The following is a 19,649-nucleotide window of genomic DNA, read 5'->3' as shown; positions in this document are numbered from 1 at the left end:
GCCCTGCGGTACAGAGCGACCCGGTTCAGCCGGTCGCTCGTCGGCCGTCACACCACGGTGAGCGGCAGCGGTTTCCCGCGGTCGGTGAACGCGAAGTCCGCGCCGGTGCTGAATCGGGTGATGGCCACTTCGGCGGCCTCGCGGAACGGTTCGTCGGCGAGTCCGAAATCGACGGTCAGCGCACCGTCGTCGCCGTCGACGGCCGTGGCGAACCAGCGCGGGTTCACCGCCCGAGCCAGCGCGTCCAGCGGCGCGAGGTGCTCGGGGTCGAGCAGCGCGGGCCACGCGCCGTCGGAACTCGCGCCGCTGTCCTGTGGAATACGCAGGCGCACAGTGTCGTTCGCGCTGTCGATGGTGATGCCCGTGTAGGGCAACGGGTTCAGCGCCGGGTGCGCAGCCAGCACGGTGGCGAGGGCGTCCGCGTCGTCGCCGAGCCGCAGGCAGCGCCGGATGCGGTCAGCGGTGAGTCCGGCGATCCCGGTGAACTGTTTGCGCACGATCGCCGCCGCGGTCGGCGCGTCGGTCTTGGCCCGCACGGCGACCAGGAAGCCGAGGGTCAGCAGGTGGTGCTGGAGGCACACCTCCTCGGCCATCCGCACCAGCGCCGAGTGCGAGAAGTCCGCGAAACGCAGGTCGCTCAGCAGCGGTCCCGCGTAGTCGGATCGGCCGTCCTCCGTGGGATCGATGGGCGCCAATTCGGTTCGCGCGGCGGCGGACTCGGCGACCAAGGCCGCGTCGCGCGGCACCGGCGGCGGTTGGTTGGCCGGGTCGATGGTGACCCGCCAGGCGCAGACCGGCTTGCGGTCGGCGGGCCGCCGCGGCGGGCGGTGCACGGGGCGCACCTGCGCGTGCGGGTTCGTCGCCAGCGCGGTCGCGTCGAAGGTGGGGTCCTCGATGTCGTGGCACATCGACACCACGAAGTCCTCGCCCATCGGCTCGACATCGGCCAGCGCGCCGCAGTGGTCGAGCCAGAATTCGCCGTGCTCGTGGTCGTCCACCCGGAAGCGGAAGTCCATGAACTGCGGCGGCGCGCCGATGTCGAGCTGCAATCCCTTGAAGATCGTCGCCACGCCGTCGCCCGCGAAGCCGAACGCCCGCTGCATCCTGCGCGTGTACACCGGGCTGGCCAGCCGCCACTCCTCGATGGCTACCTCCGCCATGCCGGTCCTGCCGAACGCGGCGATGGAGTGCGCCATGCCGGAACGGTCGATGAGGTGCCCGCACAACAGCAGTTCGGGCACCAGCGCGGCCAGCGTCGGCCGGGCGAACCGCGTGTAGCGGCTGGGTATCTCGCTCATCGCCGTCACCACAGCGAGGCGGGCGCTTCGCCGACGCCGTACCAGCCGGGCAGCGGCGTGCCGGAGGTCGAGCGGGCGATACGCTGCTGCATACCGGGGGTCAGCGCGTTGTTCGTGATCATCTCCAGGAACAGCGCCGAGACGTTGCCGAAGTCGAAGAAGTCGCGCTGCCAGGACCATTGGAAGTCGCCGCCGTAGCGGAACCAGCTGCCGCCGATGCCCTCCGGGCTGTACGGGCGACCGTCGGGGCGTCGCGCGTCGGCGACCTGCTTCCAGAAGCCGATCACGGTGCCGCTGCGGTCGTCGACGACGAACTCCTGGTACGGGTAGGTCCAGCCCTCCAGGCCCGACATCTCCTGTCCCAGCGCGATATCCCGGATCTCGTCGCGCCCGACCGCCATGAATTCCTGGGTCGGACCGTAGTTCCAGCCGTATGTCGCGTCCACCGTGTACATCTGCGCGAGCGGCTTCCAGTCGCCCTTCTCCTCGCAGCGCTGGTTCTCGACGATCCAGCGGCGGACCATCTCGTCGAGCTCGGCGCGGTCGTAAGCGGCCATCAGTGTGCACCTTTCGCGGCGTCGTCGGTCTCGCCGTCGTCGGCGAGAGAAAGGGCCCTTGTCGGGCAGTAGCGGATCGCGCCGGCGACCGCCTCGCGCAGTTCCGGGTCCGGGCTCGGCTCGAGAATCTCCACCTGGCCGCGTTTGGGCACGGCGAAGACGGTGGGCGCCTCGAACTGGCAGACGGCGTGGCCCTGGCACAGGTCGAGGTCGACGGAGATCTTCACGGCGCCCTCCCCTCGCCGGGCGCGGACACCCTGGCTGTCATCACACACCTCGATTTCGAGAACGGGTTCGCCAGGACCGTTTCGACGGATACAACCGTTGAGACAGGTACCTGGACACGTGTCTGGACGGTACCACCGCGACCGGCGGCCAACAACGGTTTCCGAACAAGACGACCCGGCGCTGCCACCCGACCCACACGGAAGGTCCCGCCGCCGAAGACGCGGTGAGCCCACCGCCGAATCGGATTCCCGCGTGACAGGACTGCCGTCGGGCGCCGGGACGCAGAGCAAGTCTCGGCGGGATCGGATCCCCGTGACCGCCGACCGAGACAGTTGGCCGCACAAGATCACGACGCGTTGTCAAAACCGTTATCGCACAGCGATGTTCGCGCATATGTACTTGCATCTGTATCGAACACGGACCTACACTCGGCGCGAAAACCAGAGGAGATTCACCGAGCCCGTGTCAGCGTTGCCACGAGGACTCCTCGCTACCGCCCGAAGGTCTTTCACATGGATCAGTCGCTACATCGTTCCCGCCGACTCGGCGTCGCCGATATCGCCGCCGTCTACGGCACCGAGGCTGTGCACCGACGAATCGCCCAGCTGCGCGCCTGCGGACAGCACTACGCTGCGGTGGCGATAGAACGCGAGATCCACAGTGCCACAACGGAAGACGGGGCCGAATAGGCTCCGATTCCGGAGCGGCCGACGGCACGGGCGGACAACTCGGCCGCCGCACAGGGGTCGGTCGGCGAAGGTATCGATCCGGCGACGACAGGCTTCCCGTGCGCGAGAGCCCGAGAATCGAAACGTGCCCGCTTCACAGATCCGCCGACACTCGGCGGCGGGACGCGGCGACCCGGAGGGCTCACCCATCGGCGCGATCGCGTGCCGACCGTCTGATACACCGACGCTGCCGCGGGCCCGGTTCGCCCACGGGAGCGCCGATTCCGCGGAACTGCCCGTTCCGAAGCTTGCATTCGGAACTGTGCACAACGGTGCTGCGATGCAACGTATCTCACCGAACACTCGCCCTGCCCATAACCGTTTCGTATAGTGATGCAACGATTCGGGCGCAGTTCTATTTCGTCCGATGTGGCACTGGAGCACTACGTATGACCTTCACCGCGCTGGATCTGTCCGCCGACACGTCCGCCACGGCGCTCGAAATAGGCGGACAGCCGGCGTCGGTGCCACTGCAGAACACCGAGGGCGTCGCATCGCGCATGGTGGGGTACTTCGCGACCTGCGTCGCGCCGTGCCGCACGCTGCCCGGTGAGCAGATGCGCGGCGACGTCACCAAGGTGACGCGCTTCTGCCTCGCGCTCGCGGCCGAGATGTTCGACCGCCGGATGGTGCCCGACGACGCCCAGCTCGGCGAGGTCAGGGAGGCCGCGGCCCAATGGGCGCGCGAGGCGGTCCCGCTCGGCACCATCCTGCGCGCCTACCACGAAGGTCTGCGCATCGCCTTCGGCCTGGTCACCGAGGGCGCCAAGGCCGACGACGTGGACGAGGTGATCGTCGCGACCGATCTGATGCTCGAACTGCTCGAGGTCATCACGGCTGCGGTCTCCGACGCCTACGTCGACGAGCAGCATCTGGTCGCCCGCGAGCACCAGACCGCGGCGCAGACGCTGGCCTCCGCCCTGCTCAGCGGTCGCGGCAGTTCCGCACTCGCGAGGCAGGCGGGCATCCCGATCGCGGAGGCATACCAGGTGGTGGCGCTCTCGGTGCCGGAGCATCCGGACGAGCGCGACCCTCGGGTCGACGCGCGGGTCGCCGCCCGGCGCAAGCTACGCCGACTACAGTCCGCGCTGGCCAGCGCCTTCCGCTCGCGCGCGCTCGCTCTGCTGTCCACCAAGGGCGGCACGCTGCTGGTTCCGCTCGGCGAGGACGTCCCCGCGCTCACCGCCGAGGTGCTCGACACGCTCTCCGAGGGCGCCGAGGTGCCGCTCACCGCCACCGTCGTCGTCGGCGACACCGATCGCATCCCGGATTCCGCCGAGCAGGCCCACGAACTGTTGAACCTGGTCCGCGTCGGCGGCCGCGCGGCAGGGCTCTATCAGATGGCCGACCTGGCCGTGGAGTACCAGCTCACCCGCGGCGGACCGGCCGCCCGGCGGATCGCCACCATCCTGGACCCGCTGGACGCGCACCCCGAGCTGTTCGACACCATGCGCGCGTACCTGGGCAACGACATGAACCGGCAGCTCACCGCGCGCCAGCTGTACGTGCACCCCAACACCGTCGACTACCGGCTGCGCCGCATCGCGCAGCTGACCACCATCGACCTCGCCACCTCGGCGGGCATCTCGCAGGCGGCCATCGCCCTGCTGGCCAGGGACCTCGATCGCAGCGTGGCCCGGCGCCTATAGCCGGAAGTACGCCCGGCAGATCTCGCCCGCGCAACGATGCGGATTCGTGCTGGTCACCCGTTCCGGAACTTGCGATCCTGGAACCCCGTGAGTCTGGATGGTGAAAAGTATGCGAATCGCGGAGATCTTGCGCAGGAAAGGTAGCGACGTCGCCACGGTTCCGCCCGACACGACGGTGCGGAGCCTGCTGGCCACTTTGGCCGAGCACAATATCGGCGCGGTGGTGGTGTCCCCCGACGGCATGCGGATCGCGGGCATCGTCTCCGAGCGCGATGTGGTGCGCCGCCTGCACGAGCTCGGCGCGGACCTGCTGGACACGCCCGTCGCGGACATCATGACCGTCGAGGTCCGCACGTGCGTTCCCGATGACCACGTCGACAGTTTGCGCCGGGTCATGACGGACCACCGGATCCGGCATCTGCCTGTCGTGCGCGACGACCGGCTGATCGGCATCGTCAGCATCGGCGACGTGGTCAAGAGCGCGATCTCCGAGCTCGCGACCGAACGCCAGCACCTGGTCGACTATCTCCAGGGCCGGTACTGAACCCGCGCGCTACAGCGCGGTCAGGTCGCCGAGGTCGGCGGACAGCCACCGCTCGGGTCGCATGTACACCGCGACCTGCTCGCCGTACGCCTCGGCGGCCTTCAGGTAGGCGTCGACCTTGTCCGGCGGCAGATAACGGGCGACCATCTCGCGGTGCAGTTCGTCGGTCATCGGCGTGACCCGGGTGACCGGCCCTTCCACGCTGACGTAGCGCACCGTGGGCTCGAGCCGCTGCACCATCAGGCTGAAGCGGCCCGCCTTCCTGATGCACCGCATCTTCTCCGACTCCGGGCCGGTCAGCACCCACGCCTCCGCGCCGGGCGCGTACTGGTACCAGATCGGCACGTTCAGCGGACCGCGATCCGGGCCCGCCGCGACGGCCAACGCCGCGATGTGCGGCTCCGCGAGAAACTCCTGGCGCTCCTCTTGGCTCAGTGGCATGCGTTCCAGGCTAGCGCGTGAAAGACGTTGTCCACCTGAAACCTTCGATCACCCCGGGTAAAGTGCGTATCGTTGGGTGGTGTCCAGGGCATCGGCGTGAAGGGAGCGTCACGTTGCGGTCACCCGCGCCAGGCTCGCACTTCACCCGCTCCCCGGTCGTACGCCACTCCCCCGCTCACCGGTTCCCCGCTTCGTCACCGCCCCGCACCGACACCGTCCACGACGACACGATCCGCGCGCTGTTTCCCGCGCTGGCGGAATCGTCCGAGGTCTATCTGGACAGCGCGGCGACCACGCAGAAGCCGCTGCCCGTCATCGAGACGATCCACCGCTATCACTCCTCCCGCACCGCCAACGCCGGGCGCGGCGCCTACGCCTGGTCGACCGAGCTGACCGCGCGGGTGGCCGACGTGCGTGCCCGCGCCGCGGCGTTCCTCGGCGCCCAACATGCCGACGAGGTGGTCTTCACCGCGGGCGCCACCGCCGCGCTCAACGCGGTCGCCCTGTCCTGGGGGCTGGCCGAGCTCGCCGACGGCGACGAAATCCTCTACAACCCGCGCGATCACGCCTCCGCCGTGCATCCCTGGCACCACCTGCGCCAAGTGCTCGCCCGGTTCGGCCGCCGCATCGAACTGGTCCCCTACCGGACCACCGAACTCGGCGAGGCCGACACCACCGACATCCTCGGCAAGCTCTCCCCGCGCACCAGGCTGATCGTCACCAGCCACCTGCACCACGTCTTCGGCGCGGTGACCACGCTGGAAGAACTGCGCGGACGGATCGATCCGTCGGTCCTGCTGTGCTTCGACTGCAGTCAGAGCGGCGGGCACCTGCCGGTCGACGTCACCGAGCTCGGCGCCGATTTCGCGGTGTTCGCCGCGCACAAGATGCTCGGCGCGCCCGGGGTTGGAATCCTGTACTGCCACCGGCGAATTCACGATCGGCTGCTGCCCTTCCTGCCCGGCGGGAATTCGGGGGTTCGGCTCACCGAGTCGGGGCTGGTCGGCACGGCGATGCCCGACCTGCTCGAGGGCGGCACCCACAACATCCCCGGCATCCTGGCGCTCGGCAGCGCGCTGGACGTGCTCGAGTCCTTCGGCATCGAGGCCGTCGCCGCGCACAACCGCGCGCTCACCCTGCGGCTGATCGAGGGATTACGGGCGGCGCCGGGGCTGGAGTTCCTGCCCGGTCCCGCCCACGCGCCGTGCGAAACGGGCTACGGCATCGTCTCCTTCCGCATCGCCGGAATCAGCGCCGCCGACGTGGGTTTCGTGCTCGGCGAGCTGGGGTTCCTGGTGCGCACCGGCCTGCACTGCACGCCCTCGGCAGGCCAGGGCGACGACGACCTGGACTCGGTGCGGGTCAGCACGCACATCTACAACACCCTCGACGAGATCGACCGGTTCACCGCCTGCGTCACGACGATTGCCGAGGAGGTCACGTGAATACCGACACCCCGCGCTACGACCGCAGGGCGGCGTCCCGGGTCCTCGCCGGACTCGCCCAGCCAGGGCTGTTCGGCGACGTCCCGGTGCCGCCTGATCCGCGCCGCATCGAATTCACCTGTGCCGCACTGCGTCCGGAAGCCAACAGCCACCTCACCTATTCGCAGCGGCTGTACTTGGAGCGGTTCATGCGGCCCTGCCGCCCGAACCAGGTGACCACCGCGACCCACCGCATCGCGTGGACCGACAGCGACGGCATCCCCAACACCGGGCACTACCGCGCCGACGGCCTCGGCCCGCTCGTACCGATCGCGGTGCGCGAGACCGTCCTCGCGCTGTGGCACGCGCTGCGGGCCGATACCGCGCTGGTGCGCCGAGCCGAGGAACTCGGCAGCCGGGAGCGCGCCGTGCTGGTTGGCACAACGACCGATCACGAACCGCTGGAGATCTTCCGCGTCGGCATCGAGGCGACCGGCCGCGCGCTCGCCCAGCACGCGCTGCTCGCGCGCCAGACGCCGTATCGCGACCCGATCGAATTCGCCACGGGCATGCGAGATTCGGGCCTGTTCGCGGCGGTCGCGACGCGCTGGTTCTGGGAGTTGCAGGCCTCCACCTACCGGCGCGGGATGATCCCGGTGACGCTGGCGACCCAGCCCGACGGCACCGTGCGCTACACCGCCGAATCGGTGGCCACGCTGCGCGCCATGAAGGACGCCACCATCGCCGACGCGCACACCGTGATGCGGCGCGCGACCACGGTCGAGGGTCTGAGCGTCGAGGACGCGATCGCCAAGTACCACGAGGATCTCGACCTCATCTCCCGCCAGTACGCGCTGCTGCCGCCTGGCACCCGTCCGGCCTGCCTCGCCGCGATGCCGCATCAGCTCGACGGCGCGCACTACAGCCTGCTGCCCCTCGTGGTCGACCGTTTCGTCGCGGTGTTCACCGAGATCGTGGCGAGCTGCCGCCCGGTGGAGGTCGCCGCGGCGCTGGACGAGCGGACGGCCGACGATCCGCTGACGGCCGAGGACCGCGTCTTCTATGTACCGGATATGACCTGCAAGCACTGTGTCCGCACGATCACCGGCGTGCTGGAGTCGATGGGGCTCGTGGTCGCCGAGGTGGACCTGATCAGCAAGCGGGTGGTCGCCGAGTTCCGCAGCCCGCGCAATCGGGCGCGCGCCTTCGAGGCGCTGCGCGACGGCGGGTACAACCCGGTCGCCGAGAAGCCGGACCCGGTCGACGCCGAAATCAGCGCGCAGCCTTCGGAATCCGCGGTATGACGGCGCCGCTACCGGCGCTACCCGCGAAGATCCATCCGCTGGTTCGCGCCTTCCTCGACGCCCGCGAGGCCTTGGACGAGACGCTGATCCGATTCGGGTCTCCGGTGCATCTCGTCTTCCCCCAGGTCTTCGCGGAGAACCTGAGAGACTTGCGCGCCGTGCTGGACCGGCAGCTGCCCAGGTATCGAATCTGCTACGCGCACAAGGCCAATCAGTCCCGCGCCTTCGTACGCACGGCCGAGCACGCCGGCATCGCCGTCGACGTGGCCTCGCCGCAGGAACTGGCCAGCGCGATCGGCGCCGGATTCGGGCCGATGCGAATCGAGGTGACCGGCCCGAAAGGTGAGGCGTTCCTGCGCGATCTGATCGACCGCGGCGCGACGATCAACGTGGACAATCTCTGGGAGTTGGGCAGGATCGCCGAACTCGCCGGTGATCGCGCCGAAGTGCCGGTGCTGCTTCGTGTCTCCGGTTTTCCGGGGTCGCCACTGAGTCGCTTCGGGGTGCCGCTGAGCCACGTCGATCGCGCGCTGGATCTGCTCGGCGCCCATCGCGGTCGAATCTCGTTCCTCGGCTTCGCTTTCCACATCGACAGTGGTGAGAACGCCGAACGGGTGCGCGCGGTCGACGCCTGCTTGACGCTGGTCGAGCAGGCCTACGCGCACGGCTTGTCCCCCAGCGTGCTGGACTTGGGCGGCGGCCTGCGCCAGGTGTTCACCGCCGACGCCGACCGGTTCGACGGCTACGTCCGCGCGCTGCGCGAGTCGCTTCTCGGCCGCGGCGAGCCGATGAGCTGGGGTGACAACACCTTCGGCTACCACGTCGAGGGCGGTGCGGTGCACGGCACTCCGGTGTTCCACAAGTACGCCAACACGATTCCGGCCACCAGGATGCTCGCCGACCTGCTGACCTCGCCCCTGGAACGGCACGGCGGACGCACGGTAGCCCAGGTCGCCGCGGACAATCTGCTCGATCTCTGGCTCGAGCCGGGCAAGGCCCTCGTCGACCACGCCGGGGTGACGGTGGCGCGGGTCGTGTTCGTCAAGGAACTCGGGGACGGCACGCTGCTGGTGAACGTCGACCTCAGCCGCGACGCGGTGACACCGGCCGATCAGGAGGTGATGGTGGATCCGATCGTGCTGCCCGGCGCGGCGCGCGACGGTGTCCCGCCTCAGTGGTCCGGCGACGGTGCGATCAACCCGCCGCGTTCGGCGGCCGACACTGCCCTCGCGCGCGAAACCGGGCCGGTGGGAGTGTTTTTCGCCGGACGACTGTGCCTCGAGCGCGACCTGATCACCAATCACAAGGTCTGGCTGGCGACTCGTCCGAAGTCGGGGGATCTGGTCGTCTTCCCCAACACCGCCGCTTACCACATGGACCTCTCGGCGGCCTCGGCCTCGATGCAGCCACCGCCGCCGAAACTGGCTGTGGCCCAGCGAGGGAGCGGTTTCGAAGTGTGCCGCGACATCGACTACGAACCGCACGTTCCGGCGGATCCGCTGTCGGCGCGACGGCCCGCGCCGGTGCCGCAGGAAGCCGAGGCGCCCTGATGCGCTACGACCACATCACCGAGCTGATCGGCAACACGCCGCTGCTGCGCCTCGATCCCGCGGTCCACGGGCTCGAGCACGTCGAGCTGTACGCGAAACTGGAGTCGTTCAACCCGTTCGGCTCGGTCAAGGACCGGGTCGCCTGGAGCATGATCCGAGACGACCTGGATGCGATCACCGCCGCCGGGCAAACCCTGATCGAGGCGTCCAGCGGCAACACCGCCAAGGCGCTGCGGGTGCTCGGCGGACTCTCGGGCATCGGGTTGCGCGCGGTGACCAATCGGATCAAGGTCGCCGAGGTGCGCGATCTGCTGCGACTGCTCGGCACCGACATCGTCGAGCTGCCAGGGCTTTCCGAGTGTCCTGACCCGACGACGCCGAACGACGTGTATTCGGTGATCGAGTCGACCATGGCGAAAGAGCCCGGCGCTTACCATCATCCGTCGCAGTACACCAACGAGAAGAACGTCGAGGCACACTGCCTGGGGACCGGACGGGAGATCCACGAGGACCTCGCGGCCGACGGCATCGCCCGGGTGGACTATCTCGTGGGAGGGCTCGGCACCACCGGGTCCACCAGGGGCGCGGCGACCTACCTGCGCAAGCACAATCCCGAATTGCGCACGATCGCCGTGGTTTCCGAGCGCTCGGACTTCATCCCCGGCATTCGCTCGGAGACCGAGATGTGGGACGTCGGGCTGTTCCAGCCGGACTTCTACGACCGCATCGTCACCGTGGCATCCGGCGACGCCGTCGACGCGACGCTGCGGCTGGCCACCGGATACGGCGTGCTGGCCGGGCCGACGAGCGGCGCGGCCTACGCGGCGGCCCTGGAAACCCTTGCCGGGCTCGACCTCTCGGCGCGCGACGCGAGCGATCCGGTGGTCGCGGTGCTGATCGTCTGCGATCGGCTCGAGCCCTACCTCTCCTACATCAAGAAGCGCAGGCCGGACCTGTTCGACCGGCCGGACCGGCGCAGGAATCCGACGGCCGCCGAACTCGATGCCACGCCACGGCTCTCGCCCGCCGAACTCGCGGAACTGGACCGCACCGGACGTCCCACCATCGTCGACACCCGGGGCGCGATGGCCTATCGCATCGGGCACGTCCCCGGCGCGGTGAACATCCGCGACGATCAGCTCGAGGACATGCTCGGCCAAGGGGTCCCGTTCCCCCGCTCGCGGCCGGTGGTGTTCGTGTGCCCGGTCGGCGAGGTCTCGCTGCGCTTCGCCGCGCTCGCCCGGCACGCCGGATACGACGCGGCGAGCCTGGAGGGCGGCATCGTGAGCTGGCGCGACGCGGGGATGACGCTGGAAAGCGGGGCCTGAACGGCCGATGTCCGGTAGGCATTACTGTGAATCGGTGCAGACAGGCCAGGAATCAGACGACGCCGGTCCCCGCATCTGGGGTGGGACGACGCTCACCGAGCGCAGGGAGGCGCGCCGCTCCGCGCTGCTCGAGGCCGCGCTCGATCTGATCGGCGAGGCGGGGGCCGCGGGCGTCACGATGCGCGCGGTCTGCCGCCGCGCCAATCTCACCGACCGCTATTTCTACGAGAGTTTCAGCAGCCGCGACGAACTGCTCGACGTGCTGTACCGGCAGGTCGCCGACGAGTTCCTGGAGCCGATGACCGCGTTCGCCTCGGCCGACGACCCGTCAAGGGACCGGGCGCTGGCGGAAGTCCTGGTGGACAAGGTGCTGGAAGATCCGCGCAAGTCGCGCCTGTTCCTGGTCGAGCCGTACTCCAGCACCGGTCTCGGCCAGACCACCATCGCCGTGATGCCCGCCTTCACCCGGCTGATCCAGGACCACCTGTTCGCCCACATCGCGGACCCGGTCCGGCGCAGGCTGGCCGCGGTGAGCATGGCCAGCGGCAATGCCGGAATGTTCTCCGCCTGGCTGAACGGGTCACTGCGCGCATCCCGCGAACAGATCGTGGACCACTGCGTCGCCACCATCACGGCCTACCGCTCGATCTACCACTCCTGACCCGAGAAGTGCAACGGCCCGCGCGCCTCGCCCGAGACGGCGGGCCGTTGCCATGTCCGGGAAATCCGCGCCAGACAATTGACGGCAGGTGCCTTCACTTCTAAATTGATGGCACACGCCCTCAGATGAAAGGCAGCGCGGCCATGCCCCTGTTCAATCCGAAGACCGACACCTTCGCGGAATTCGACCCGACGACCCGGCGGCTGCTGGCCTCGCTGGTCGACTTCTTCGAGAGCAAGGGCAAGCAGGCGCTCACCGCCGACGCGCACCGCGGCGAGTGGTACGACGACTGGATGGCGTACCTGGCCGAATCCCGGATCCTGGCCTACATGGCGACCCCGAAGGCGCACGCGGGCGGCGATCCGGACAAGCGCTGGGACACCGCGTTCATCTCCAAGTTCAACGAGATCACCGGGTTCTACGGCGCGCAGTACTGGTACGCGTGGGGCGTGTCGACCCTCGGCCTCGCCACCATCTGGCAGAGCGCCAACGGCAAGGCACACGCGCGCGCCGCCGAGGAACTCGACCGGGGCGGCATCGTGGCGTTCGGCCTGTCCGAGAAGGACCACGGCGCCGACATCTACTCCACCGACATGCTGCTCACCCCAGACGGCGCGGGCGGATTCATCGCGAACGGCAGCAAGTACTACATCGGCAACGGCAATGTCGCGCGGCTGGTGCCGACCATCGGCAGGCGCACCGACGTCGAGGGCCCGGACGCCTACGTCTGGTTCCTCGCCGACAGCGGTCACCCCAACTACACCCTGGTCAAGAACGTCATTCACGGGCAGAACTACGTCAGCGCCTACGATCTGGCGGACTACCCGGTCACCGCCGACGACGTGCTGCACACCGGCCGCAAGGCCTTCGACGTCGCGCTGGCCGCGGTGAACTGCGGCAAGTTCAACATCGGCATGGTCACCCTCGGCATCGTGCAGCACTGCTTCTACGAGACCGTCGATCAGGCGGCGAACAAGATCCTGTTCGGACATCCGGTCACCGACTTCGGTCAGGTGCGACAGATCCTGTCCGACAACTACATTCGCATCACGGCCATGAAGCTCTACCACGAGCGCGCCATCGACTACATGCGCGAATCGTCCCCGGCGGACCGGCGTTTCGTCATGTTCAACTCGATCGGCAAGATGAAGGTGACGCGCGAGGGCGAGCGCGCCTTCCGTGAACTGTCGGATGTCATCTCCGCCAAGGGTTTCGAGAAGGACACCTACTTCGCGATGGCGCGCGGCCTTATCGACTCCATGCCGCGGCTGGAGGGCACCGCCCACGTCAACATGGCGCTCACCCTGAAATTCATGCCGAGCTTCCTCTACAACGCCGCCGACCTGCCGCCGGTGCCGGTGCGCCGCGACCCCGGCGACGACGAGGCGCTGTTCCGCCAGCCCGGCGCCGCGGGTCTCGGCAAGGTGCGCTTCGCCGACTGGCGGCCCGCGTTCGCCGACTACCGGCACCTGCCGAACGTCGCGCTGTTCCTGGAGCAGGCGGAGCGGTTCGTCCAATTCCCGGTGCAGGCGCCCGCCATCGACGAACAGCTGACCGATCTGGACTACCAGCTGGCCGTCGGCGAGTTGTTCACGCTGCTGCCCTACGGCCAGCTGATCCTGGAGCAGGCGAAGATCGCGGGCACACCCGACGATCATGTCGACGCCATCTTCGAATTGTTCGTCCGCGACTTCTCGGCGTACGCCCTCGGGGTGTTCGGCAAGGCGTCTTCGACTGCCGCGCAACAGGAATGGGCGCTCAGCGTGCTGCGCAAGCCGATCGGCGACGCCGCGCGGGCCAATCGGGTCTACACGGAGGTGCTCGCTCACGCGGGCGCGTACCGGATGAACCCGTAACCCGCGGTGCGCGGCCTGGACACCGCGGGCACGCCGTGGTGTTCGGCCGCGACCGGCGGCGCTGGACAGGTCAGGACGACTCGCGCTCGACGAGTTGGGCGAGCCGGTCGAGATCCCCTTGCAGCGCGCGGGACCGATCGCGGTGCGCGGGCAGGAACCGGTAGATCATCCGGTCGAACCACACCGGAAGGGCGAGAACGCGATACGTCTGCCGGATTCGGGTGCCGTCCGGCGTGGGGCGCAACAGGAACCGCCACTCGGTGTGATCGCCGAAGATGCCACCGTGGGTCACCCAGACCAGTTCCTTCGGCGCGTCGGCCACCGTGACGGTACAGACGCGCCGCCACCGCAGGAAGCCCGACTTGCTGCGGCCACGGAAGCGGGCGCCGACCTCGACGCGGGTGCTGTCACCGACCCAGTCGGCGCCGCGGCATTCGTGGCTCCATTCGCCGACGCGAGTGATATCGGTGAGCACCGCCCACACCGCCTCCGGCCGCTCGGCACAGAACGCTTCGTGGCTGCCGCCCAATGGCGTACGCAGCGGGGAGAATTCATCGGTGTGCCAGCGCCGGAACGCGGCCTTGCGGTACCGCTTGATCATGACGTGCAGCATGAGCCAGCGCGGGACGGCGGGAACCAGCTCGCCGATCGCGGCGGCATCGCCGGGTGAGGCGCCGTCCACGAGGAACAACCCCTCGTCGAACAGCTCGATCGGGCCGAGGGGTTTGACGTTGTACTCGTCGGCCCAGTGCCGCCACTCGCCTTCGGTCATCGTGGCCGAGACCACCGGCATCATCTCGCGCTCTTCGCGTTCCAGGTGCGGCAACAGCACGGCCTCCAAGTGGTCGAGCGCCGCGAGCACATCGGCGCGAGCCTCGGCGCTCACCCGATAGACCGACGCCGCGCGGACCAGCCGGTCGATGGCGGGCTCGATGGCGCGGTGGTCGGCGTTCATCCGGTCGAGAAGCCGCGCCGCCGCCGGGTCGCGGTCGCGGACCACCGGGTAGAGATGCTCGTCTTCGGACTCGTGGTGATGGTGCAGGAAGCGCATGATCCAGAGCAGATGTTCCGCGATCGCGACCCGCTGCTCGTCGTACGGATAGGGCCAGGCGCTCAAGGCGTTCCTGGCTCTACGCAGATCACGGCGCATCGCCGAATTCACGATTCCCATCACGCGGGTGTCGGCGGGCCGTTCCAGGTCTGCGGAGGAAGCCATGTCGATTACTCCTCGGCGAGGTCGAGCAGCCGAATCACGGTGTCGGCCGCCCAGTTTCGATACTTGTCCGGCGTCCACGCCGATTCCTCGGTGAGCGCGAGGTAGACCTCGCCCCCGAGGACGGCGCGCAGCGAGTCGGCCTCGGCGTCGGTGACGGGTCGACCCGTCACCGCCTCGAGCCCCGCCCGCATCGACGTCCAGCGATTCGCGCGGTCGCGGGCCGCGAGCGCGGCCAGTTCCGCATCGGCGGCGGCAGCCTGCACCAGCACCCGGTGCAATGCCGCCGATCTCCGGTTCACGGTCTCGAGCAGGCCGGCCAGCTTGGCGGCGCGCTCGCGGACGACGCCCGCCGCGATGGCGTGGAATTCCGGCCGCTCGAGCAGGGGCACCGGCTCGTCGTCCCCGACCACGGCCACGTCGAGCACCACTTTCAGGATCTCGCGTTTGTTGCCGACGCTGCTGTACACCGTCTCCACCGCGCAACCCGCGCGACCGGCGATGTCACGCATCGAGGTGCCCGCCCACCCACGCGCCACGAACAGCTCGGCGGCCGCGGCGAGCACCGCCGCCCTCGTCTCGTCGGCCTTCGCCTGGCGCAGGGTGGAACGGTATCGCCGAGTGCTCGTGGCCATACGCCATTGTCGAACAGGCCTGTATTCAACACAATACTGTTCCAGCGAATTATCGATGCGCTTTCGAACAACGAGGCGGATAATGCGAGCTAAAGTGGCCGGGTAGCGACGGCGGCGAGGAGCGGGTGTTGGTGTCCATCGGGAAATTGGTGTCGTTCGACAGCTCTCGGGGGTTCGGGTTCATTCGACCGGAAGACGGTGGACCGGATGTGTTCGTGCACGTGAACGACATCGGACTGGACGAGGACGAATTGCGCCAGGGGCGGGTCTTCGAATTCGACGTCACCGAGGGCGACCGCGGCCCCAAGGCGGTCAATCTCAGCGCGGTCGGTGGTGCGGCCGCCGCGCCGTCCCGGCACAAGAAGGACAGATCGTCGACCGGTCAGCTCACCGCCGCCGAGCACAAGCGCCTGATCACCGAACTGCTGCTGGACGCGAGCCCCGCGCTCACCGCAGGCGAGATCCTCACCATTCGCGACCGCCTCACCGCCTTCGCCGACCAACACGGCTGGCTGGACTGAGTCGCGCCGGCCGGTAGCCATATTCCTCGAACTCCGACGACGACCAGCTGACGGCGTCTGCCAGAGAATTGCGGGTGAACAGCACGCGCCCGGGCGCCGAAGTTCGTCTGCTTGTCGTACCCGGTGTCTACGATCGACCGGGACGAACCGGTTCGAACCGATGAATTCGCGTCGGCAACGACGTCAGCACGGGTGAGGACCGAACCCGAGGAGGAACGCGTGGACTTACCGGTGATGCCACCCGTCCGGCCGATGTTGGCCAAGACCGCGCCGTCGGTGCCGCGCGAGCCGGGCCTGAGCTTCGAACCCAAATGGGACGGATTCCGTTGCGTGGTGTTCCGCGACGGTGACGAAGTCGAACTCGGTTCCCGCAACGACCGTCCGCTGACCCGGTATTTCCCCGAGGTCGCGGAACTGCTGAAACAGGCGCTGCCCGACAAATGCGTGGTGGACGGCGAGATCGTGGTGGTCACCGAGCACGGCCTGGATTTCGACACCCTGCAGAATCGGCTGCATCCGGCCGCGTCGCGGGTGAACAAGCTGGCGGTGGAGACGCCCGCGAGTTTCGTCGCCTTCGATCTGCTCGCGCTCGGCGACAAGGATCTCACCGGCGAACCGTTCGCCGAACGCAGGCGGCTGCTGGAGACGATCCTGGACACCGCCCTGGCACGCGTCCACCTGACGCCGCTGACCCGCGACCCGGACGTGGCCGAGGACTGGTTCACCCGGTTCGAGGGCGCGGGCTTCGACGGGGTCATGGTCAAGGCCGACTCCCTGGCGTATCAGCAGGACAAGCGGGTGATGCTGAAGGTCAAGCACGAACGCACGGCCGACTGCGTGGTGGCGGGCTTCCGCTGGCACAAGGACGGCCAGGGCGTCGGCTCGCTGCTGCTCGGCCTGTTCGACGACGAAGGCCACCTGCACCACGTGGGGGTGGCGAGCAGTTTCACGGCGGCCAAACGCAAATCGCTCGTCGAGGAGCTGAAACCGTTGCGGGAGAACGCTTTGGCGGACCATCCGTGGCGGGACTGGGCCGACGCCGCCGCGCAGGCCAAGGCGGAGGGCAAGATGCCCGGCGGGGTGAGCCGCTGGACCGGCGGCAAGGACCTGTCCTGGGAGGCGCTGCGGCCGGAGCTGGTGGCCGAGGTTCGCTACGAGCACGTGCAGTCCGGCCGGCTGCGCCACGGCGGCAGGCTGGTGCGTTTCCGTTCCGATCGCACACCGGAATCGTGTACCTATGCCCAGCTGGACGAGGTGGCGCCCGCCGAGCTGAGCGCCATCTTCACCGAGGCGTCGCGATGACGGCCTCGGTAGACATCGAGGTCGACGGCAGAACCGTCACCATCAGCAATCCCGACAAGGTGTACTTCACCAAACGCGGCGAGACCAAGCTCGATCTGGTGCGTTACTACCAGGCGGTGGCCGAGCCGTTCCTCGGCGTGGTGCGCGACCGGCCGCTGCTGCTGGAGCGTTATCCGGATGGGGCGTCGGGCAAGTCGTGGTTCCAGAAGCGGGTGCCCAAGTCGGCGCCGGACTGGCTGCACACCGTGGAGGTGTCGACGCCGAACGGCACCACCAGCGATGCGCTCGTCGCGCACGACCTCGCGCACATTCTGTGGGCGGTGAACCAGGGGTGCCTCGGTTTCCACGTCTGGCCCAACCATGTCGGCGATCTGCGTATCGCCGACGAATTACGGATCGATCTCGATCCCTCCCCCGGCACAAGTTTCGACGACCTGAAGCACGCCGCCGTGCTCACCAGGGATCTGTTCACCGAACTCGGCATCGAATGCCGGATCAAGACCTCCGGCTCGCGCGGACTGCACATTTACGTCGCGCTGCGGGAGAAATGGGACGGATATCAGGTGCGCGCGGCCGCGGTCGCATTGGCCAGGGAGCTGGAGCGCAGACACCCTGACCTGATCACCGCGCAATGGTGGAAAGAGGAACGCGGCCAACGCGTTTTCATCGACTTCAACCAGAACGCACCGCACAAAACGGTATTCGGCGCCTGGTGCGTGCGTCCGAAAGTGGGCGCGCAGGTCTCGACGCCGATCTCCTGGGACGACCTCGGCACCGTCGCCCCGGACGAACTCACCATCGCGACCGTCCCCGCGCGACTCGCCGAACGCGGCGACCCCTGGGCCGACCGCGCACCCCAATCCATCGAACCCCTGCTCGAAATGTCCGAGCGCGACATGGCCGCGGGCCTCATGGACGCACCCTGGCCCCCGCAATACCCGAAAATGCCCAACGAGCCGCCTCGCGTCCAACCGAGCCGCGCGAAGAAGGCCGAATAGCAACCTATTCCGTCCACAGCACCCAGGCGGGGGTGCGGGATTGGGTTTCGCAGACCAGGGCGCGGTTGTCGGACGTGCGGCCGGTTTTGGCGACGGAGGAGTCGCATTTGGCGCCCGCCTCGTAGACGCCGGTGCCGACGTTGTACGGGCCCGACCACTGGTAGCCGTCGTCGGCAGCGGAATCGGCCAGGCACAGTAACGTTCCGCCGTCGGATGCGGCGCCGATCAGCCCGGCCTGGACCGCGGTGCAGGCCTCGCCCTTACGCACCACGGGCACCGTGGAGGTCGGGGGCGCGGTGGTCGGCGGCGGGGCCGCCGGAGTCGGCGCCGAGGTGGTGGCGACCGTCGTGACCTGGGCGGTCGTGGTCGCCGTTGCCTGGTTGGCGCGGGAAACCGTGTCCGGCAACATGTTTCCGGAGAGTACGAAGAACCCGGCCACCGCCGCGACCTCGGCCGCGCCGAGCAGCAGCGCGAAGCACGCCATCACGCGTCCGCGCGGATGACTGAAAGCGATGAACCCGAAGACGATCGCGACCGGAAACAACGCGAGCAACGCGGCGACCAGCGCGACGATCGCGTACGGATTGACGATCGGCCGCGGCTCGTACGGGTACGGATCCTCCGGCTCCCGCTCGTCCGGCCAAGCCTCCGGCCAGCGCTCGCGCTCTTGCCACTGTTGCGTGCGTGCCATCCAGGTCCCTCTCGCATTCACCCATCGCGCGGAAACCCGGGCTGTCCGGCCCCGCCCGATACGCAGACAGAATACGGAGGAAATGGCGCAATAAGACCGAATTGTCCGATCGGATTTACTGGTCCCGGACTATCGGCCGCGGATTGCCCCGCAGGGCGAAATGCTCAGCGATAACTCCCGGCGCCCGAGCCGACCGATAGGCCGGCTCCGGCGCCCACGTCGATGGCGTGCTGAACAGGGTGGATCTCAGATGCACCAGACGACGCTGCCGAGCGGGAAGCAGAGGATGACGGAACCTCCCGCGGGCGTGACTTCCGCGGCGGAAACCGGAGCTGGTTGCGCCGGAGCCGGATTCGCCGAAGCGGCGGGCGCTGCGAGGAAGCACAGTGGCAGGGCCATGGCGGTCGCGGCGGCGGTCTTGATCATTGTGCTGGACATTGTGCAATCCCTTGATTCGATCGAGTAATTCACAAAGGCCCCGCATCGGCCGCTCGTAGGTATTCGGCCGGTAGGGCGCTGGATCCCTCTCTGTGCCCGGACGCCGACCATCCGTCCGTCACCGGGAGTGTCGACTCGACAGTCACGCGACCAGATCAGCGCCCCGACAGGCAACGGGCCGGCGCCGAATCATCAGGTATCCGCCCTTCGCGGCACCCACCAAAAGAGCCGAACGCCGCGGATGTCGACCGCAGCGCGAACGCTCCTTCGATCACTGCTGGAA

The 19,649-nt window shown here is 68.5% G+C and carries 20 protein-coding genes; 12 read left to right on the top strand and 8 right to left on the bottom strand.

The features are described from left to right. Positions 1 to 47: 47 nt before the first annotated feature. The 3 genes from CRP45_RS02285 to CRP45_RS02275 are packed head-to-tail and all read right to left on the bottom strand — an operon-like array spanning position 48 to position 2,082. A complete protein-coding gene (locus tag CRP45_RS02285) occupies positions 48 to 1,298 on the bottom strand; it encodes a hypothetical protein (RefSeq protein WP_097244509.1) in 1,251 nt (416 codons plus the stop codon). Between the two features lie 5 nt (positions 1,299 to 1,303). Beyond that, positions 1,304 to 1,855, bottom strand: coding sequence for a Cif family virulence factor (locus CRP45_RS02280; protein WP_067778228.1), 552 nt, complete (start codon positions 1,853 to 1,855; stop codon positions 1,304 to 1,306). Next, entirely contained in the window at positions 1,855 to 2,082 is a 228-nt protein-coding gene (locus CRP45_RS02275; protein ID WP_097243572.1) for a ferredoxin, read from the bottom strand. Before CRP45_RS02275 ends, CRP45_RS02280 begins: the two co-directional genes overlap by 1 nt. A 513-nt stretch (positions 2,083 to 2,595) precedes the next feature. Between CRP45_RS02275 and CRP45_RS33620 the strand changes: the two genes are divergently transcribed. The 3 genes from CRP45_RS33620 (at position 2,596) to CRP45_RS02265 (ending at position 5,004) form a co-directional block, all read left to right on the top strand. Beyond that, complete coding sequence (locus tag CRP45_RS33620) at positions 2,596 to 2,772, top strand: hypothetical protein (RefSeq protein ID WP_179830732.1); 177 nt, start codon at positions 2,596 to 2,598, stop codon at positions 2,770 to 2,772. A gap of 428 nt (positions 2,773 to 3,200) precedes the next feature. Further along, entirely contained in the window at positions 3,201 to 4,460 is a 1,260-nt protein-coding gene (locus CRP45_RS02270; RefSeq protein ID WP_097243571.1) for a PucR family transcriptional regulator, read from the top strand. Positions 4,461 to 4,569: 109 nt separating this feature from the next. Beyond that, positions 4,570 to 5,004, top strand: a complete 435-nt coding sequence (locus CRP45_RS02265) for a CBS domain-containing protein (RefSeq protein ID WP_067778230.1) — start codon at positions 4,570 to 4,572, stop codon at positions 5,002 to 5,004. Positions 5,005 to 5,013: 9 nt separating this feature from the next. Here the strand turns inward: CRP45_RS02265 and CRP45_RS02260 are convergent, their stop codons facing one another. Beyond that, positions 5,014 to 5,445, bottom strand: a complete 432-nt coding sequence (locus tag CRP45_RS02260) for a pyridoxamine 5'-phosphate oxidase family protein (protein WP_097243570.1) — start codon at positions 5,443 to 5,445, stop codon at positions 5,014 to 5,016. 113 nt (positions 5,446 to 5,558) lie between these two features. Between CRP45_RS02260 and CRP45_RS02255 the strand changes: the two genes are divergently transcribed. The 6 genes from CRP45_RS02255 (at position 5,559) to CRP45_RS02230 (ending at position 13,568) form a co-directional block, all read left to right on the top strand. After that, on the top strand, positions 5,559 to 6,890 hold the full coding sequence (locus tag CRP45_RS02255; protein ID WP_245909836.1) for an aminotransferase class V-fold PLP-dependent enzyme: 1,332 nt from the start codon (positions 5,559 to 5,561) through the stop codon (positions 6,888 to 6,890). Further along, a complete protein-coding gene (locus CRP45_RS02250) occupies positions 6,887 to 8,173 on the top strand; it encodes a heavy-metal-associated domain-containing protein (protein WP_097243569.1) in 1,287 nt (428 codons plus the stop codon). The genes CRP45_RS02255 and CRP45_RS02250 overlap by 4 nt, the downstream gene beginning before the upstream one ends. Continuing rightward, complete coding sequence (locus CRP45_RS02245; RefSeq protein WP_097243568.1) at positions 8,170 to 9,723, top strand: type III PLP-dependent enzyme domain-containing protein; 1,554 nt, start codon at positions 8,170 to 8,172, stop codon at positions 9,721 to 9,723. Before CRP45_RS02250 ends, CRP45_RS02245 begins: the two co-directional genes overlap by 4 nt. Beyond that, the gene (locus CRP45_RS02240) at positions 9,723 to 11,051 is read left to right on the top strand and encodes a pyridoxal-phosphate dependent enzyme (protein WP_097243567.1); all 1,329 of its coding nucleotides are present in this window, start codon (positions 9,723 to 9,725) and stop codon (positions 11,049 to 11,051) included. The genes CRP45_RS02245 and CRP45_RS02240 overlap by 1 nt, the downstream gene beginning before the upstream one ends. 34 nt (positions 11,052 to 11,085) lie before the next feature. After that, positions 11,086 to 11,712, top strand: coding sequence for a TetR/AcrR family transcriptional regulator (locus tag CRP45_RS02235; RefSeq protein ID WP_097243566.1), 627 nt, complete (start codon positions 11,086 to 11,088; stop codon positions 11,710 to 11,712). A 143-nt stretch (positions 11,713 to 11,855) separates the two neighbouring features. Continuing rightward, complete coding sequence (locus CRP45_RS02230; protein WP_097244507.1) at positions 11,856 to 13,568, top strand: acyl-CoA dehydrogenase family protein; 1,713 nt, start codon at positions 11,856 to 11,858, stop codon at positions 13,566 to 13,568. Positions 13,569 to 13,638: 70 nt separating this feature from the next. Here CRP45_RS02230 and CRP45_RS02225 read toward each other — a convergent pair whose 3' ends face one another. Both CRP45_RS02225 and CRP45_RS02220 read right to left on the bottom strand, forming a co-directional pair. Continuing rightward, the gene (locus CRP45_RS02225) at positions 13,639 to 14,784 is read right to left on the bottom strand and encodes a hemerythrin domain-containing protein (protein ID WP_097243565.1); all 1,146 of its coding nucleotides are present in this window, start codon (positions 14,782 to 14,784) and stop codon (positions 13,639 to 13,641) included. A 5-nt stretch (positions 14,785 to 14,789) separates the two neighbouring features. Continuing rightward, positions 14,790 to 15,416 carry a TetR/AcrR family transcriptional regulator gene (locus CRP45_RS02220; RefSeq protein WP_084482275.1) on the bottom strand — a complete coding sequence of 209 codons (627 nt, stop codon included), beginning with the start codon at positions 15,414 to 15,416 and terminating at the stop codon, positions 14,790 to 14,792. 125 nt (positions 15,417 to 15,541) lie between these two features. Between CRP45_RS02220 and CRP45_RS02215 the strand changes: the two genes are divergently transcribed. From CRP45_RS02215 to ligD, 3 genes are all read left to right on the top strand, one after another. Then, positions 15,542 to 15,937: a cold-shock protein gene (locus CRP45_RS02215; RefSeq protein WP_067778238.1), complete on the top strand. Its 396-nt coding sequence runs from the start codon at positions 15,542 to 15,544 to the stop codon at positions 15,935 to 15,937. A gap of 219 nt (positions 15,938 to 16,156) precedes the next feature. After that, a complete protein-coding gene (locus CRP45_RS02210) occupies positions 16,157 to 17,239 on the top strand; it encodes an ATP-dependent DNA ligase (RefSeq protein ID WP_218841064.1) in 1,083 nt (360 codons plus the stop codon). Next, positions 17,236 to 18,237 carry a non-homologous end-joining DNA ligase gene (gene ligD / locus CRP45_RS02205; RefSeq protein ID WP_097243564.1) on the top strand — a complete coding sequence of 334 codons (1,002 nt, stop codon included), beginning with the start codon at positions 17,236 to 17,238 and terminating at the stop codon, positions 18,235 to 18,237. The genes CRP45_RS02210 and ligD overlap by 4 nt, the downstream gene beginning before the upstream one ends. A 4-nt stretch (positions 18,238 to 18,241) precedes the next feature. Here ligD and CRP45_RS02200 read toward each other — a convergent pair whose 3' ends face one another. After that, the gene (locus CRP45_RS02200; protein WP_067778240.1) at positions 18,242 to 18,928 is read right to left on the bottom strand and encodes a hypothetical protein; all 687 of its coding nucleotides are present in this window, start codon (positions 18,926 to 18,928) and stop codon (positions 18,242 to 18,244) included. A 246-nt stretch (positions 18,929 to 19,174) separates the two neighbouring features. Next, positions 19,175 to 19,366 (bottom strand): hypothetical protein, encoded by a 192-nt coding sequence (locus CRP45_RS33100; RefSeq protein WP_143861307.1) that lies wholly within the window; start codon positions 19,364 to 19,366, stop codon positions 19,175 to 19,177. Positions 19,367 to 19,649 lie beyond the last annotated feature (283 nt).

The organism is Nocardia amikacinitolerans, assembly GCF_900215415.1.
Lineage (GTDB): Bacteria > Actinomycetota > Actinomycetes > Mycobacteriales > Mycobacteriaceae > Nocardia > Nocardia amikacinitolerans.
This window is presented reverse-complemented; position numbering and strand designations above follow the sequence as displayed.